Source organism: Bacteroidales bacterium (assembly GCA_021648725.1).
Lineage (GTDB): Bacteria > Bacteroidota > Bacteroidia > Bacteroidales > JAADGE01 > JAADGE01.
This window is the reverse complement of the sequence record JAKISF010000006.1, coordinates 74854-90888: the sequence shown is the minus strand read 5'-3', so window position 1 is coordinate 90888 and position 16035 is coordinate 74854. Positions and strand designations below refer to the sequence as shown.

The 16035-nt window shown below is 30.6% G+C and carries 15 protein-coding genes and 2 tRNA genes; 10 read left to right on the top strand and 7 right to left on the bottom strand.

Annotated elements, in window-relative coordinates; all coding sequences use genetic code 11:
- Positions 1-62: 62 nt before the first annotated feature.
- The 4 genes from L3J35_03890 to L3J35_03875 form a co-directional block, all read right to left on the bottom strand.
- Positions 63-431, bottom strand: a complete 369-nt coding sequence (locus tag L3J35_03890) for a DUF1987 domain-containing protein (GenBank protein MCF6365323.1) — start codon at positions 429-431, stop codon at positions 63-65.
- Positions 432-533: 102 nt separating this feature from the next.
- Positions 534-3941, bottom strand: a complete 3408-nt coding sequence (locus L3J35_03885) for a caspase family protein (protein MCF6365322.1) — start codon at positions 3939-3941, stop codon at positions 534-536.
- Positions 3942-3957: 16 nt separating this feature from the next.
- Positions 3958-4740 carry a hypothetical protein gene (locus tag L3J35_03880; protein MCF6365321.1) on the bottom strand — a complete coding sequence of 261 codons (783 nt, stop codon included), beginning with the start codon at positions 4738-4740 and terminating at the stop codon, positions 3958-3960.
- Between the two features lie 45 nt (positions 4741-4785).
- Positions 4786-5607, bottom strand: coding sequence for a hypothetical protein (locus tag L3J35_03875; protein ID MCF6365320.1), 822 nt, complete (start codon positions 5605-5607; stop codon positions 4786-4788).
- Between the two features lie 214 nt (positions 5608-5821).
- On the opposite strand from L3J35_03875, the gene L3J35_03870 reads away from it, so the two are divergent.
- The 8 genes from L3J35_03870 to L3J35_03835 all read left to right on the top strand — a co-directional run bounded on the left by L3J35_03870 (position 5822) and on the right by L3J35_03835 (position 11882).
- Complete coding sequence (locus L3J35_03870) at positions 5822-6511, top strand: hypothetical protein (protein MCF6365319.1); 690 nt, start codon at positions 5822-5824, stop codon at positions 6509-6511.
- Positions 6512-6519: 8 nt separating this feature from the next.
- On the top strand, positions 6520-7062 hold the full coding sequence (locus L3J35_03865; GenBank protein ID MCF6365318.1) for a sigma-70 family RNA polymerase sigma factor: 543 nt from the start codon (positions 6520-6522) through the stop codon (positions 7060-7062).
- Entirely contained in the window at positions 7055-8440 is a 1386-nt protein-coding gene (locus L3J35_03860; GenBank protein MCF6365317.1) for a hypothetical protein, read from the top strand. The genes L3J35_03865 and L3J35_03860 overlap by 8 nt, the downstream gene beginning before the upstream one ends.
- Positions 8441-8526: 86 nt before the next feature.
- A complete protein-coding gene (locus tag L3J35_03855; GenBank protein MCF6365316.1) occupies positions 8527-9192 on the top strand; it encodes a hypothetical protein in 666 nt (221 codons plus the stop codon).
- A gap of 180 nt (positions 9193-9372) precedes the next feature.
- Positions 9373-10074, top strand: coding sequence for a hypothetical protein (locus L3J35_03850; protein ID MCF6365315.1), 702 nt, complete (start codon positions 9373-9375; stop codon positions 10072-10074).
- Between the two features lie 7 nt (positions 10075-10081).
- Positions 10082-10897: a PorT family protein gene (locus L3J35_03845; GenBank protein MCF6365314.1), complete on the top strand. Its 816-nt coding sequence runs from the start codon at positions 10082-10084 to the stop codon at positions 10895-10897.
- Between the two features lie 67 nt (positions 10898-10964).
- On the top strand, positions 10965-11414 hold the full coding sequence (locus L3J35_03840) for a hypothetical protein (protein ID MCF6365313.1): 450 nt from the start codon (positions 10965-10967) through the stop codon (positions 11412-11414).
- 75 nt (positions 11415-11489) lie between these two features.
- Positions 11490-11882 carry a hypothetical protein gene (locus L3J35_03835; protein MCF6365312.1) on the top strand — a complete coding sequence of 131 codons (393 nt, stop codon included), beginning with the start codon at positions 11490-11492 and terminating at the stop codon, positions 11880-11882.
- Between the two features lie 52 nt (positions 11883-11934).
- Here L3J35_03835 and L3J35_03830 read toward each other — a convergent pair whose 3' ends face one another.
- From L3J35_03830 to ffh, 3 genes are all read right to left on the bottom strand, one after another.
- The gene (locus tag L3J35_03830; protein ID MCF6365311.1) at positions 11935-13221 is read right to left on the bottom strand and encodes an MFS transporter; all 1287 of its coding nucleotides are present in this window, start codon (positions 13219-13221) and stop codon (positions 11935-11937) included.
- Positions 13222-13311: 90 nt separating this feature from the next.
- On the bottom strand, positions 13312-14202 hold the full coding sequence (gene folD, locus L3J35_03825; protein ID MCF6365310.1) for a bifunctional methylenetetrahydrofolate dehydrogenase/methenyltetrahydrofolate cyclohydrolase FolD: 891 nt from the start codon (positions 14200-14202) through the stop codon (positions 13312-13314).
- 95 nt (positions 14203-14297) lie between these two features.
- Positions 14298-15635, bottom strand: coding sequence for a signal recognition particle protein (gene ffh / locus L3J35_03820; GenBank protein MCF6365309.1), 1338 nt, complete (start codon positions 15633-15635; stop codon positions 14298-14300).
- Between the two features lie 156 nt (positions 15636-15791).
- Between ffh and L3J35_03815 the strand changes: the two genes are divergently transcribed.
- Positions 15792-15864: transfer RNA gene (locus tag L3J35_03815), tRNA-Gly, on the top strand.
- A gap of 28 nt (positions 15865-15892) precedes the next feature.
- Positions 15893-15978, top strand: a tRNA-Leu gene (locus L3J35_03810).
- The last annotated feature ends 57 nt before the right edge of the window (positions 15979-16035 follow it).

Here is a 16035-nt window from a genome sequence, read left to right as displayed (position 1 = left end):
TTTTTATGATTATAAAATAAAGGAAAAGGTAAGCAAAAGGTTAACAAAATACTAACCCAAATTTATTTATTTTCGATTAATTGGACAGGAATATCAAATAATTCACTAATGTCTTTACCGGTTGCTAAATTATCTTCGTCTTCTTTATCATAATACCATATTACATTAATTTGTTTGCCTTTTTCTTTAAGTTCGTGGAACTTGTTGATTATAAGCAATATGCTCTTATATGTAATGCTGTTGTACACATAAAATTTGAATTTGCAATCAATAGGACAGTTAATTTCAGGCATTTCTTCATCAATCCATTTTATTATTTTGTTGTATATTTCACCCAAACTATCAGAATATGAGTTGCCTTTAATTTCGAAAATACAATCATCAACTGAAATATTTACAAAAGGACTGTTGCTTGTTTCTTTAATTATCATAATGGTGTTATACAGTAATTAACAAAATACAAATATAAATGTTTTTTTATTGAAATTAAACGAGTGCCGGCGAATTGTTCATCCCTAATACTGATAAAAAAGTTACCAAACTCTGAAATCAAATTCTAAATTTTGTCTTCTGCATGTAGGATTTTGATACCCTTTGGTCATTTTACTGACATTTTCCATTAAATAATCTCTTAATTCTGAAACCATAATTTTTCCGTCTTTATTTAAGTCGGCTTTTCCTGAGCTTATTCCGCTTACTAAAATATAAGTAAAAATGCCGTTTTTAGTTTTATCACTTTCATAAGCATATTCGGAACCGCCTGCTGAAGAAATAATGGTTGAACCTGTTCCTTTTCTGATATCTGCAAACATGTGTTTCATAAGCTCAAACGAACTTTGGCTTAGTATTTTTTTATCGCCTAATTCTTCGGAGCTTCTTTTAGAATCATCTGTGTCATTTGAATTTACAACATTTGCTTCAGCTGTGTCTTCGTCTTTATCAATTTCACCTGAGTGGCAAGCATCAATCAGCAACATTTTTTTTCTTGCCGGAATATTATTGAGCAAGCTTTCCAGCATATCATATTTTAAGCCTTTTTCGGAAGGATTAATAAAGTCGATATCGGTTGTTGCAACATAATAATCCATATCCCAGTCTAACAGACCGTGACCAGCGTAAAAAACAATTACTACATCATTAATATCTGAGTTTTTTAAAATTTCTTTTACTTTTAAAATATTCTCTTTTGTTGCTTCTTTGTTTGTAATTTCAGTAATATAAATTTTATTAAATTTCTTTTTTTCTTTTTTAAACAGTGCTGCAAAGTCTCCGGCATCTTTTGCCGCATATTCTAAATTATATTCATCAGCATCATATTCAGACACACCTATTGAGATAACATATAAATCGGGAATTTTCTCATCTTGTTCATAATTTATATAGAATGTTTCTTTTAAGGATTCATATCCTTGATTATTTGTAGCAGATACCTGAATTTTATTATTTCCGGGAGATAGTTGTATTTCATAATCTTTTGTGAAGTAAGATATTTTTTTGTCAGATATTTCATTTCCGTGAATTCCGAAAACAGGGACATCGTTTACCCAAATATTTATTCTGTTTAAATTATATGTGCTGTCTTTTGCATTAATTTTCAATGTTAATGTTTCGTTTAGTGAAGCAATAGGTATTTCGTCAATATTAACAATACTTACTTCCGGAATATTAAAAGCAGTATCTTGAGTATTTGTATTGAACCCCATTTTTTTTAATCTTTTTTTATAAGCTTTATTGTATGCAACTATTTCTGCATCAGTAGAGTAGGGCATCTTCGACAAAACTATGTCGGGTCTGTTATATCTTACGTCAAATTGTTCAAAAGTATATAGCTTATTATTCAACATAAAGTTAATATAATCCATTGAACCTACGGTTGAATAATAATAGTTATCTTTTGTAACATACATATAATCATCTTCATTAAATGCAGCCAAACTAACTAAATGTTTGCCGTCATCAAAATTCCAAAAATTTATAATTCCGTCATAACCGGATGTTGCAATATAGTTATATGCAGAGTTAAATTTTATTGAAGAAATACTTGTAATATGATCGGAAGGAACTTTATAGATTTCTTTAAATTGAATCATGTCTGTAAGATACAGATTTTTTTCAAAATCAGTATATGAACAATACCTGTCTTCTAACATAAATGTTACGGGTGTTGTTCCTTTCATTTTTGAAATGAATTTTAAGTTTGATTGTTTGTAAAACAGAATACTGTCAGATTTTGCAGTAAAATATACGAATTTGTTTCCGGAGCTGAACCCTGCACTCATAAATTGTTTGTTAAAATTAATTGTTCCTTTATTTTCGCCGGTATTAATATCATATATTTCGCATCTTGATTTGTTTTTTCTTTCTTTTATGAGAACCAATAAGCTGTTCCCGTCTTCACTTATTGCTTTAAAATATATATCTCCTTTTATTTTAAAACCGTTTTTTCTTATTTTGGCAGAAATTTTTATTTTAGAATCTTTTGTAATATTACCAATATTATATTTATAAACATTGGTTGAAAAAACTTGTTCACGTTCTCTGATTTTTTCATGGTTCAGCAACGAATATTTTTGTGAATGTGTACTTCTGTTATCGAAAATTATTATATTAGAACTGTCGGCAATTAATACAGATTGATAATCTGTATTTTTTGGGCTTTTAAGCAAAATTGGTTTGCTTTTTGTTTTACTGTTGTAAATAAGCAGGTTATCGTTAGAAGCTAAGAAGTTATCTGTTTTTTTATCTGATTTTTTAAGTTTAGCTTTTATTAATAATTTTCCGTTATTCAGATATTGCGTAGTATTCGATACAAAATAATTTTTCCTTGATTTTTTTTCTATAAAATTAGGAGAAGGACATGAGCCGAATTGAATATCTCCTTTTTTTCCTAAATCCCAAATTCTGAAATCAGAATTATCATAAGCAATAAACATTTTATTTCCGTTCTCCGAAAATGAAATTGAATTTATACTTCCTGTACCGCCTTCAAGTGTTTTTGCTATTTTTTTGTTTTTAATATCCCAAATAACTATTCGTTTATCATCACCGGCACTTGCTAAATATTTGCCTCCGGGACTGACGGTAACAGCTTTAACTTGTCCGTTGTGTCCTTTCAGAATAGTTTTCAGCCTTCCTGTTTTTCGGTTATAGACATATATAAGCCCGTTTTTATTAGCTGCGTATAAATCTTTATCAAATGTTGCTATTGAAAAGTATGAATACCATGTTCTTTCTGATGTAATATTAAATTTTCTGTGTGCGGCTCTTGTAGTTATTGTAAGTCTTTTGATGTTTCCGTTATTTCCTGCCGAATAAAGAAATTTTGCATCATCATCTATCAGAACTTCATTTGAATGTGTTTTTATTTTCTTTACAATTTTAAATTTTTGAAAGCTGTATAAGTAAACCTTAGGCTCTTTTTTTCCTCCGAAAGCTAAATATCTGTTTAAGCCGCTGTATGCAACAGTGCTGAAATATCTCTTTGCTTTTTTGTTAATTGTGTAGTAAGAGTCTCTTTTTAAATTAATTATATATATTGAGTCAGAGCCGCAAGCTAATTCTGTTCCGTCATCTTTAAAGTCAACAGACTTAACTTCTTTTGTAAAAAAATCATAGGTTTTTAATAATTTTCCTGACGGATATTCCCATAGCTTTACTGTTTTGTCATCACTTGCAGTTGCGATTATATGCTCTTTCGGGTGAAATACAATACAACTTACCGGACTGTTGTGTCCGCTCAAAATATTCATTTGCCTGTATGATCTTAAATCCCATAAAATCACTTTATTATCCATTCCGGATGATGCAAGAATATTTCCGTCGGGACTGTATTCTAAATCTAAGATTGTAGAAGAATGACCTGTTTGAACACTTAAGTGTTGAGCGTTAATATTTAATGTAATAATAATGAAAGGCAGAATTATAAGTTTTGGGAAATTCATAATTGAATATTATAAGTTAAAATTGATAATCTTTAGCCATTACATACATATAGTCGGTATTATAAATGTCAAATGAAACAATTTTACCGACAGAATCATATTGAAAAGCATCGGGAGCAAATTCTTCCCAATTATCAAGGCTCAGCGGTCCGGAACCCCAAATATAATTACTTGTCCAACGACCGTTTATTAAGTATGTTAAATCAAGATTGTCGTATCCGTCAGGATAACCCTGCAAATTCCAGTTTACCCAAACATTATCTAATTGTCCCCATTCATTATAATTGTCTCCGTTTTGATTAAGGGTATCTGTAACTCTTGGTATTTTTATTCTGTATAATTTTGCATCATTATCAACTTGATAAAAATTAAGGTTATAGCTTATTGTAACCGGACTGTTAAAATCGATGCTTAAATGTCGGTCAATCAAACTGTCTGTTTCTGTATGTTGTATATAGCCGTATGATTCGTAAAAGGGGACAAAATATAAAAATTTAGTTTGTTGTAATCTTCCCATATAGTCTAAATCTACAAAAACAGCTTCGTCATAAAATTCATACATATTAAAAACTACAAAAGAATCAAGTGCATTTTTCGGAAAGTCCATTTTTACCAGAACGTTCTTAATCGAATCATTTTCATAATTTTGATAAAAATTAATTATACCTCCTTCCGGTCCTATAACTCTTCGGTAATCTTCGTATTGAATATCTGTCAATTCCGGATACTCATAACAAGATGATAAAAACAGAAATGAAATAAGCAGAAAGATGTAATTTATATATTTATTAAATTTCATGATTTTTTTTTTTGATATTTAAAATATAATTAAGGACATAAAAACTTATTCTTTTAAATGATTTTTTGAAAGGTTAAAAGACAATATATTTAAACTTATTGAAATATTAAGAGAATCAAAATAATCATAATTAGGTCGATTACTGATGCTTATATCTTCTGAATCAAAATAGTTATTTGCATAAATATCGGCATCCGCAATAGTGTTTCTGTAATATACATCAAAAGACAGTGCTTTGTACTTAAATCCGAAACCGCCGTGTGCATATAAAGTTGTTTTTTTAAAAGTGCTTAAATTTGAAAAAATAATATCATTTCTCAGCTGGCGTTCATCATCATAAAACTTACCTTGTTCCAGTTTCATTAAATATAAAGCTGTGCCTCCCGCAAAAATATACGGACGTAATGCTTTTGTTTTTGAAAAGATATAGCCTATTGATAATGAATTTCCCGTAAAACCCCATTGAAGTTTTATGGTGTTATATCCTAAGTTTTCTCTTTCGTTAACAGGGTTAAAAACTTGTGTATATTCAGGAAAATCAACACTGTTAAGATATTTTGCCTCATTAGTAAACCACGTACCGAATAATTCTGCTTGAAAAAATAAATGATTTCTTACATCATATCTGATATAAATATCCGGATACGGTTTATTTGAATTTGCTTCTGATTCCTCCAAGCCGCTGAACCTTATAGTTTCGTTTTTTTCATTTGAGAAATAGTAAACATAGTCCGTTGCTTCATATTCAAAAAACTTCATATAAATTTTCGGAGTAATAAATGTTTTAACACCGAAATGCAAGAACTGACCATAAACAGAACTGCATAATAAAACAGCAAATGATAAAATTAAAATACGTTTAAACATCTTATAATGTTTTAGTTAAAAAAATCTTATAATCTTATCAAAAATACAAATCTTATTTCATAATTCAAAATGTTTTACATGAAAGTTTTAGATATTCAATTACTTATTTCTTTATAATAAATTTTATACAAATAAGTTTTATTTCCTAAAAAACACATTTGTTTCCAACCTTTTGTAACTTTGATGCGTCATATAAGTATAATATTTAAATACGATGAACAAAAATATATTAATACTGATATTAGGAGTTCTTATTTCAAGCATAACATCATGTAAAAAAGATTTAAAATTGCCTACTGATGTGGGTTTTACTTATGATATTAACAGAAATAAAAGTGCTGACGGAAACCTTATATTCACAGGCGGAACAATTATCTTGGCTGCTTTTGATTTTGAAGGTGAAAGAGAACAAGGGGATGATGTCTACTTTTCAAAGTCTTTTCCCGGAGGTTTAAGTATTCCCTTTTCTCCTGAAAACATTATTCCTGAACTTGATTTTGATATACCGCAAGGAGTTTACAACAGAATAGACATTTCCTTTGAAACCTTTGATGATTTAGGAGACAATAACATTGTTGTTAACGGTATTTACACTAATTCTGAAAATGCCGAAACCCCTATAATATTTGAATTCAAATCATCAGAATATTTTAGTATAACGGCTGAGGACTACACAAGAAATAGCCAAATAATATTAAATGAAGACAGACCTGTAAGTACAGAAATTAAATTAGATCCTATCCACTGGTTTCAGATTATATCTGAAACACTTTTTAACAATGCGGTTTTGGTTGAAGTAGACGGGGTTATGACAATCTTAATCAATGAAAGTGTAAATGATTCAATGTTTGATTTAATAGTTGATCGCATAGATGAATCAACAGAAGCTGTTTTTAAATATTAATTGCAGGCATGAACATAGAAGATATTTCAGAAAAAGAACTGATAGAATATTCGATAAATGATAAGCGCCAATATCAGGAAATGTTATATCTCAAATATGCAGATAAAATGTTTACCGTGTGTTTAACGTATTCTGATAACAACGATGAAGCGGCAGATATATTGCAAGACAGTTTCATAAAAATGTTTAAGAATCTTCATAAATTTAAGTTCAAGGGACCTTTTGAAGCATGGTTACGCAGAATTGTTATTAATACTGCCCTCGAACATTATCGTAAAAAGAAGAGAATTAAAGAAAACCTAAGTGTTTATGAAAATTATATAGATCACTCAGTAGACAATATATTAGAAATTATAAATGCAAAGCAATTGGTAAAATTGGTAAATGATTTACCGAAAAAAGCAGCAATGGTTCTTAAGTTATATGCAATAGAGGGGTTTAAACATCAAGAAATAGCTAAACAGCTAAATATTTCTGTCGGAACTTCTAAGTCCCAACTAAATCGTGCAAGATTTTTATTGCAAGAATCTTTAAATAAATTAAATGATTAATAAAAAGCATATAGATAATAAGATAAAAGAAAGTTTTGATAAGTTACATACTTCTGCTCCCTTCGGTTTATGGAACAATATCTCTAAAAATATTGAAACGCCGGATAATATCATAAATTTAGACAAACAAATAAAAGAAAGTTTTTACAAATCAAATAATATTGCCCCAAAACATATCTGGGACGGAGTTAACCGACAATTATATATTTACACAACTTGGAAAAAGATTAAACGATTCTTAGAGATAAGGACTGCAATTTATAAATGGTCTCGCATTGCAGCTTTATTTTTGCTTTTATTATTACTTGGCTCAATAGGATATGTTTTTTTATCTGACTTACAAATCGAAAATATTTCGACTGTCGAAAGGAACGAAATTATTGAAAATCAGCTTTCATCCGGTAATCTTAACAACAAAACGATAAACAATGAGAATATTGAAATAATAAATGCCGATAAAAAAGAAGATATTAAACAAAATATTGATGAATCAAGCAATTCGGAACAATTCTCGAATGATTTTGAAGTAAATTATAATAAAAACAATATTATTAAAAATAATGATTCTTATAAAACAGTTTTAAATAATCAATTAAAAACTAATATTTCTGTTATACAAAAAGAAGGCAGTATAAAGCAACTTTCAAAAGAACACATTGCCATAAAAGATGTTCAGATAATCAGTTCAGATTCAACAGATGAAAAATTACTGCCTGACATCAACAGTATAATATTACCTGTATTTAGCAGTGATACTGTTTCCCAAAAAAACAACAGATTCGAAATTGGTATTACTTATTCATATAATAATACTTGGTTGTTAAATAACAACACTCGAAACAGTTTTGTAAGCACAAGCTTGATTAGTACAAGTGCGACATTTTCACATAACTACGGCATTACAGCTAACTACAATTTATCCCAAACAAACGCCTTAAACTCAGAGCTTTACCTAAATTCGGAAACCAGGCAACGATACGAAACCTACTATGAAGGTAAATACTACAATAAAGAAATTGATTTAAAATATTCAAAATTTACCTTGTTATATCAACATAATTTTATAAAAAACAACTATAATAACTCTCCTAAGAGTATGGTTAAAGCAGGATTCTATGTTTCTCAGTTAGTTTCTATGACAAAATATGTTAATAATAAAATTGCTTCCGTAAAAAAAGAATACAGCAACTATGATTACGGTATAAAGGCGGCAATAGGTAAAGAGAAAGAAATCGACAAAATGATTATAGCTTACGGTATAAATGCCGAATATGGTTTGAAAAATATTTTTACGGAAAACAAAAAAATAAAAAAAACATTTAATAAGACCAAGAACTCAAGTATTGGCATTTATCTGGTTTTCAGATACAAACTGTAAAAGAACAAACTCTTTCCAACCTTTTTAGTTTTCACTTCGTCATATGAATAAAGAAACCTTAGATTATTAACTAAAAGTTTTAAACAATGAAAAAGTACAGTAAATTAATTGCAATAATATTAATTGCAGGAGTGGTAATAACAACAATAACAAGTTGTAAAAAAGAGGCAGGACTTGATGTTACGTTTAAAATGAGAACAACTACAACAACTCCGGTTACGAAAGCCGTAAATAGCTTAGAATGGACATCGGGAAGCGTTACAATATGTGAAATCGTTTTTGACGGTGATATGACTGACGGAGAATCTGTCTCAATTACTCACGAACAAATTTCAACAATCGATTTAATAACAGGTAATGCAACTCCGGAAATTTTGGTTACAATTCCGATGGGAGAATACAAATCTGTTAATTTGGGTATTGAAATATTTGATGAAAATGACACCCCCTCTGTTATTACAGAAGGCACTTACACTAATGCCGATGGTGTTGTAACTCCGATAAGGTTTGAGTTTAATTCAGGTGAAGTTTTTGAAGCAAATGCAGCTTCACATACATTTAAAAAAGGAGATTCTCCGGTTGCAGAAATTGATTTCAGCCCTGCATTTTGGTTCTCAACAATTACTGCTGCACAGCTTGATAATGCAACAAGAGTAGAAGGCGTAATTATTGTCAGCGAATCATACAATAGCGGTATATTTGATATTGTAGCTGATAAACTGGACGATGCAACACAAGCATATTTTAAATAAAATATTAAAAACTACACATTAATATTTAGCATTTTAAACCGCAGGCTATAATTGTAAAAAATACTGAATTGTCTGTGGTTTATAATAAAAAACATTAAACACTCTTGTCAAACAGCTTTACTAAACAGTTTTATGAATTAATCTTAATTTTCTTCCCTTTTAGAACTTAAATATAGAAAAATGAAAACATTTAAATTATTTGGACTTGTCATAATAATTTTAAGCATAATACTGACATCTTGTAAAAAAGAAGAATTAGAAACAATACCTTTTGATACGAGTTGCTCAATATCAACATTAACATATAGTGTACGATTAGCAAACAATACTCATCCATTTATTACTTGGACAAGCGGGAATTGTGTAGTAAGAGAGATTGTTTGGGATGGCACTTTAACAGGTGCAGCGTTGCCAACATCAATTACTCATTCCGCAATAACTAACATAGATTTATTTACAGGCACGGCTACCCCCGAAATTATCACAACGGAAATTACACCCGGCATTTATACAAATATATACACAGGAATAGAGCTTGAAGATAACGGAGTTAACGACAATATCATTCTTAACGGATATTATACCGATGGAGCAGGAACAACTCACCCTATAAAATTCCTTTTCAATTCGGGCGAAGTATTCGAGGCAACACTGTCTTCTCATACATTTGAACCAGGAATAAATACAATGTGTTGGATAGAACTTAACCCGTCATATTGGTTTACCTCATTTTCTGTTTCGGATTTTGACAGTGCAACGCCAAACGGAGATGGAATTATTGTGATCAGTGAATCTGAAAATACTGTAATTTATGATATTGTTGAAGATGCCCTTGTTAATTCAACAACTACAAACGGAACAATTGTATTTGAAACCCTTTAAAATATAAATGATGAAAAAATTAATAATAATATTTGCGATTTTTTTAACAGGAAATCTCGTTAACGCACAAGATTTATCATACGGAGGTGAAATTTCAGTTGGAGCGGCAACAATAAATACCGGTAATTCTGCAAATACGTTAAATATTCTGGTTGATAGTTGCAATTGCTTAAAAATGTTTCACATATCAAGCAAATCCGGACTTAGTTATTCTTTCGGAGCATTTGCAGAATATAATATCTCAGAAAAAATAAAACTTGGAATAAATGGAAACTACCTAAGCACTAGTTTTCAAATAAACACAATTCATATGTTTGACGAAGTTGACAGAGAAATAATGAATGCCAATAATAATTTAACTATTGGTTCTCTGAATTTACCTTTGTATGTAAAATATATAATTTTGCCGGATAATGATGTTTATATAAAAGTAGGAGGAGGGTTTAATATAATAACAAATGGGAAGGTTAAAACAGAAGAAACATTAACAACTGAGGTTTATAATTCATCAGGAACATTTATTTCAAGTTCAAATGGCTCAACAGTCGAATATAAAGCTAATTTAGACTATTCAACATCTGTAAATATTTTTGCATTATTCGGTGCTGGAATTGAGTTAAACAATAATATAGAAATAGGAGTAGATTATATTCTTCCGTTTTCAGAAAACTCAATTTATACAACAGACCAAGATTATGACACCAAAACACATAAAGGAAATGTTTTTACGGAAACTTTTATTAATGAATTAAAAACAACAGGAAATGATTTAAACGAGTATAAGTTTGGCTCATTATCTTTAACATTTTCATATAAATTTTAAATAACCGGTCGAAATATGCCGAACAAGACCATAAAAACAGAAGTAGGCAAAAATTAGATATAAAAAAATGAGAAAATTAAGTATTATTTTAATGGCAGCAGCATTTTGGATTGCTATAACAATGACATCGTGTAGTAAATACAACAAGTTTGAAGACAACGAAGTAATTGAAGATACCTATACGGGTAATATTCTTTTGACTTCAAGTGGAACCGACCCTGCGGCAGATTTTACAGGAATCGGAGATTCCGGAACATATGCCTTTGCCTGGGTAAATTCTGGAACAAAAGCATCTTTAAATTTTGACATTACGGCAGAAACAGGAACAGGAAGTGTTCAAATGATTTTAAACGACAAAAAAGGAAAAGAAGTTTTAAATCAAACTTTAACAGGAGGTTCAGACATTGACACTTATGCAGGAGTATCAGAAGAAGGAAAACCGGGAACGTGGAAAGTTACGTTAATTTTGATCGATTTTACCGGTGACGGTAGCTACTCTCTACACCCTAATGATTAATAAAATTAAAATATTAAAAAACTGCAAATAATATTAATTGCAAGTTTTATATATGTATAACTTAAATTAAAAATTATGAAATTTAAAACAATCACAATCTTAACTTCGGCTTTTCTTATTTTTGGTCTTGTCGGATGCAAAAAGTATGAATTTGGACCTTCAATGAGTTTAAAAACAAAAACAACAAGAGTAGCCAATACTTGGCAAATTGATTTTGCAAAAGATTTACAAGACGGTACAGATATTACAGATGATTATACCGGTGAAATTTGGGAATTCACGAAAGATGATGAATTTTTGGAGAATAGTAAATTAAAGGGGAAATGGGTATTCTCAGACAGTAAAGAAGACATTATTATAAACTTTCTTGACGAAGATGTTGATAGATATAAGATATTAAAATTGAAAGACAAAGAAATGTGGCTTGAAATTTTAGGAGAAGAAGAACTTCACTTATTACCGTATTAACTTATATATTAACCTAAACCAATAAAAAAGCATTGACTATTCCAATGCTTTTTTATTTATACTTCCTAAGCGAATATCGCAAAACAAATATCGCAATCAACAAGGAAATAATGCCGATTGCAAAAACGCCCGAATAACCGATTAGTTCAAAAAATAAAACACCGACCAAAGGAGCAAATGCACCTCTGAAACCGGTTAAAGATAAATGTATTGATTGATATTCTGCGGCATCTTCATCTTTTGCAAAATAAGCTGAACCGATATACCACAAAAGTCCCATCATAGCACCAAAAATGCCGTAGGCAAAAAACGATACAAGCAAAGAATAATAAATTTTAACACCTAAAACCTCAGTATAATAAGGAAAATATTCTGTAAGCCCCATAAACAAAATGTAAATCAGCATAAATAAAAAAGTGTAAATACCGAATTTTCGAGGGTTAATTTTTCCTAATAACTTTCCGAAAAGCGGAGTCAGCAATATTGAAACTGTTGTGTAGAAGTTCTTGTAAAATGCTATTCCTGAGTAGTTTAGTTTTAGTTGATATTCTAAGAATAATGCAATAACGGCAATAGTAACAAGCCATGCAAGTCCGTAAAACATAAATCCTATTTCAAAATCTCTGAACGGTTTATTAGTTTTAATAATATGTAAAATATTCGCTTTAATTTCTTTTAAAGATTCTTTCATCTTTTGCTTTTTTGAAACAGGCGGTGAATATTTTATTTGTGTAAGAATAAATATTGAAACTATTCCGAGCAATGCCAAAAACGGATATACATAAGTGTAAGCATTTGCATGCTTATCGAGAAGAATTCCGAAAAGAAAAGTTGCAACAAGCATAACAATTTTATTAACTGTTGCAGAATATCCGTATAGTTTACTGAAATTTCCGTGTTTATAATTCGTTTTCAGAAAACCGTTAATCGCAGGCATTATTAAAGGATTTGCAGAAAAATAAATCAAGAAAATAATGAGAAATGCAATTTGATAAAAAAGTATATCGGTATTTTCTGTTACGGTTTCCGGAAAAAATAATAACAGAAGGAGAGGAGCACGTGTAAAAATTGCAACAAGTCGCAACATTCTGATTTTTTTTACGGTTCGTTTTAAAATTAAATTCAACGGAACCGAAACTAAAAGCACGATAACCGTAAATTGAAACAGCATACCGATTTGATATGAAGAGCCTTTAAGTCCTTTAATTAAAACGTATTCGTTTAAGGCTAAAATTCCGAGAATAATACCGTCAAGAATTGAATAAATCAGATGTAAGTAAAAAGTTTTCTTTTCAATTTCAGAATCAAACTTTATTTTAATGTTTTTTAAATAGGACAATGTTTCTGATTTAGTGAGTTAGCGTTTCATTTTTTTAATAAAGTATAAAAAAAATAAAATACTCTTTGCATTCTTTGTGTGTATTTCTTTTTATGAAAAAATCTCTTTTTTAGCCGAAAGCAATGTGTTTTTCAGTAAAGAAACAATTGTCATAGGACCTATGCCTCCCGGAACGGGAGTTATATAAGAACATTTCGGAGCAACTTCGTCAAATTTAACATCACCTTTCAGTTTCCAACCTGATTTTGTTTTGCCGGATTTTATTCTGTGAATACCTACGTCAATTACAACAGCACCTTCTTTCACCATATCTTCGGTAACAAAATCCATAACACCGATTGCCGCAATTAAAATATCGGCTTGTTTTGTAATTTCTTTAAGGTTTTTAGTTCGACTGTGACATAAAGTTACCGTTGCATTACCGGTTTTGCTTTTTTGCGACATTAAAATACTTACAGGTTTACCTACAATATTGCTTCTTCCTATAACTACACAATGTTTGCCTGAGGTTTCAATATTATATCTTTGCATAAGTTCAATAATACCTTGCGGTGTTGCCGAAATGTATGCAGGCATTCCTATTGTCATTCTGCCGATATTAATAGGGTGAAAACCGTCAACATCTTTTTTAGGGTCAATTGCTTCAATAATTTTTTCTTCTGAAATGTGCTCAGGAACAGGAAGTTGTACGATTAATCCGTCAATGTCATTGTTATTATTTATTTCCTGAATTTTATTGATTAATTCGTTTTCCGTAATATCATTATTGAAACGGAATAAACTTGATTTGAAGCCGATTTGTTCGCAAGCTTTTACTTTATGTGCAACGTAGGTTTCGCTGGCTCCGTTGCTGCCTATAAGTATTGCTGCCAAATGAGGCTGCTTTCCTCCTGCTTCAATTATTTGTTTTACTTCTTCGGTTATTTCTTGTTTTATTTGCTTTGAAGTTTCTTTTCCGTCAAGAAGTTTGTATGAAGTCATTATACTTTAATTTTTTATAGTTTTAAAAAAATGTTGCGAGTTTTAACCCGCAACCTGAAACTCGCAATCTTTCGTGAAATCTATTTTTAATAATTTTATTTTCTTCGTTTTTTTCTTGCACTTTTGATTGCTCCTCTCACATTTCCGCCTCCTTGCACCATTTTCATCATTTTTTTTGTATCTCCGAACTGTTTAATCAAGCGGTTAACTTCTTGAAGATTAGTTCCGCTTCCTTTTGCAATACGTTTTCTGCGACTTCCGTTTATTACTTTCGGGTTTTCACGCTCTTCTGGTGTCATTGATTGTATTATTGCTTCAATACCTTTGAATGCATCGTTATCTATATCAAGATTTTTTACCATTTTTCCCATTCCGGGAATCATACCTACTAAATCTTTAATATTACCCATTTTTTTAATGGAATTTAATTGTTTCAGGAAGTCATTAAAATCGAATTGATTTTTGGCAATTCTTTTTTGTAATCTTCTGGCTTCCTCTTGGTCAATTTGTTCTTCGGCTTTTTCAACAAGAGAAACAATATCACCCATTCCGAGAATACGGTCAGCCATACGAGTAGGATAGAAGACATCCAATTCTTCAATTTTTTCTCCCGTACCGACAAATTTAATGGGCTTTTGAACAACGCTTCTAATTGTAAGAGCAGCTCCGCCTCTTGTATCACCGTCAAGTTTTGTAAGAACAACACCGTCAAAGTTTAATTGATCGTTAAATTCTTTTGCAGTATTAACGGCATCTTGTCCGGTCATTGCATCAACAACAAAAAGAATCTCATCGGGTTTAACAGCTTTTTTTATTTCGCTGATTTCTTTCATCATTGCTTTGTCAACAGCTAAACGACCTGCGGTATCAATAATGACAACATCGTGTGCATTTTTCTTTGCAAAACTAATTGCCGATTTTGCTATTTTAATCGGATTTTGATTTCCGTCTTCGGTATAAACCGAAACACCTACTTGTTCACTTAAAATCTTTAATTGTTCAATTGCAGCAGGTCTGTAAACGTCACCTGCTACCAAAAGCGGATTTTTTCCTTTTTTAGTTTTAAGAAAATTAGAAAGTTTTGCCGTAAAAGTTGTTTTCCCGGAACCTTGAAGTCCTGCAATAAGAATAACCGTAAATGTTTTTTGTAAATTAATTTCGGAGTGTTCCGTACCCATTAATTCAACTAATTCATCATGAACAATTTTGATGATTTGTTGTTTTGGTTTAACTGATTTAAGAACATCAGAACCTATTGCTTTTTCTTTTACGTTATTTGTAAAATCTTTGGCTATTTTATAGCTTACATCGGCATCAAGTAAGGCACGCCTTACATCTTTTAATGCATCAGCAATATTAATTTCAGTTATTTTTCCTTGTCCTTTTATAATTTTAAAAGAACGTTCCAGTCTTTCCGATAAATTGTCAAACATTTCTTTCTGAATTTAAATTTTATCTTAATTAAATTACCGTAAATTTTAAAGGTAATTTTGTAATTTTACAGCGTACAAAGATAAAAAAAATATTGAGATTATTTTTTAAAAAAAGTTTTGCAGGAGAAAAATTTGTTTTACATTTGCACTCGCATTGCGAGAATAGCTCAGTTGGTAGAGCACGACCTTGCCAAGGTCGGGGTCGCGGGTTCGAGTCCCGTTTCTCGCTCAAAGTTTATTTAAACTGCCGATTTGTTGCCCGGATGGCGGAATTGGTAGACGCGCGGGACTTAAAATCCCGTGTCCAGTAATGGACGTGCCGGTTCGATGCCGGCTCCGGGTACAGGGGAGCTCTCAATTTTGAGAGCTTTTTTAATATGATAATAACTTTATCAAAACT

What these genes read in the sequence shown, in the direction of transcription:
- L3J35_03890 (MCF6365323.1), bottom strand. Translation starts at nt 431, where the DNA reads ATGATAATTAAAGAAACAAGCAACAGTCCTTTTGTAAATATTTCAGTT.
- L3J35_03885 (MCF6365322.1), bottom strand. Translation starts at nt 3,941, where the DNA reads ATGAATTTCCCAAAACTTATAATTCTGCCTTTCATTATTATTACATTA.
- L3J35_03880 (MCF6365321.1), bottom strand. Translation starts at nt 4,740, where the DNA reads ATGAAATTTAATAAATATATAAATTACATCTTTCTGCTTATTTCATTT.
- L3J35_03875 (MCF6365320.1), bottom strand. Translation starts at nt 5,607, where the DNA reads ATGTTTAAACGTATTTTAATTTTATCATTTGCTGTTTTATTATGCAGT.
- L3J35_03870 (MCF6365319.1), top strand. Translation starts at nt 5,822, where the DNA reads ATGAACAAAAATATATTAATACTGATATTAGGAGTTCTTATTTCAAGC.
- L3J35_03865 (MCF6365318.1), top strand. Translation starts at nt 6,520, where the DNA reads ATGAACATAGAAGATATTTCAGAAAAAGAACTGATAGAATATTCGATA.
- L3J35_03860 (MCF6365317.1), top strand. Translation starts at nt 7,055, where the DNA reads ATGATTAATAAAAAGCATATAGATAATAAGATAAAAGAAAGTTTTGAT.
- L3J35_03855 (MCF6365316.1), top strand. Translation starts at nt 8,527, where the DNA reads ATGAAAAAGTACAGTAAATTAATTGCAATAATATTAATTGCAGGAGTG.
- L3J35_03850 (MCF6365315.1), top strand. Translation starts at nt 9,373, where the DNA reads ATGAAAACATTTAAATTATTTGGACTTGTCATAATAATTTTAAGCATA.
- L3J35_03845 (MCF6365314.1), top strand. Translation starts at nt 10,082, where the DNA reads ATGATGAAAAAATTAATAATAATATTTGCGATTTTTTTAACAGGAAAT.
- L3J35_03840 (MCF6365313.1), top strand. Translation starts at nt 10,965, where the DNA reads ATGAGAAAATTAAGTATTATTTTAATGGCAGCAGCATTTTGGATTGCT.
- L3J35_03835 (MCF6365312.1), top strand. Translation starts at nt 11,490, where the DNA reads ATGAAATTTAAAACAATCACAATCTTAACTTCGGCTTTTCTTATTTTT.
- folD (MCF6365310.1), bottom strand. Translation starts at nt 14,202, where the DNA reads ATGACTTCATACAAACTTCTTGACGGAAAAGAAACTTCAAAGCAAATA.
- ffh (MCF6365309.1), bottom strand. Translation starts at nt 15,635, where the DNA reads ATGTTTGACAATTTATCGGAAAGACTGGAACGTTCTTTTAAAATTATA.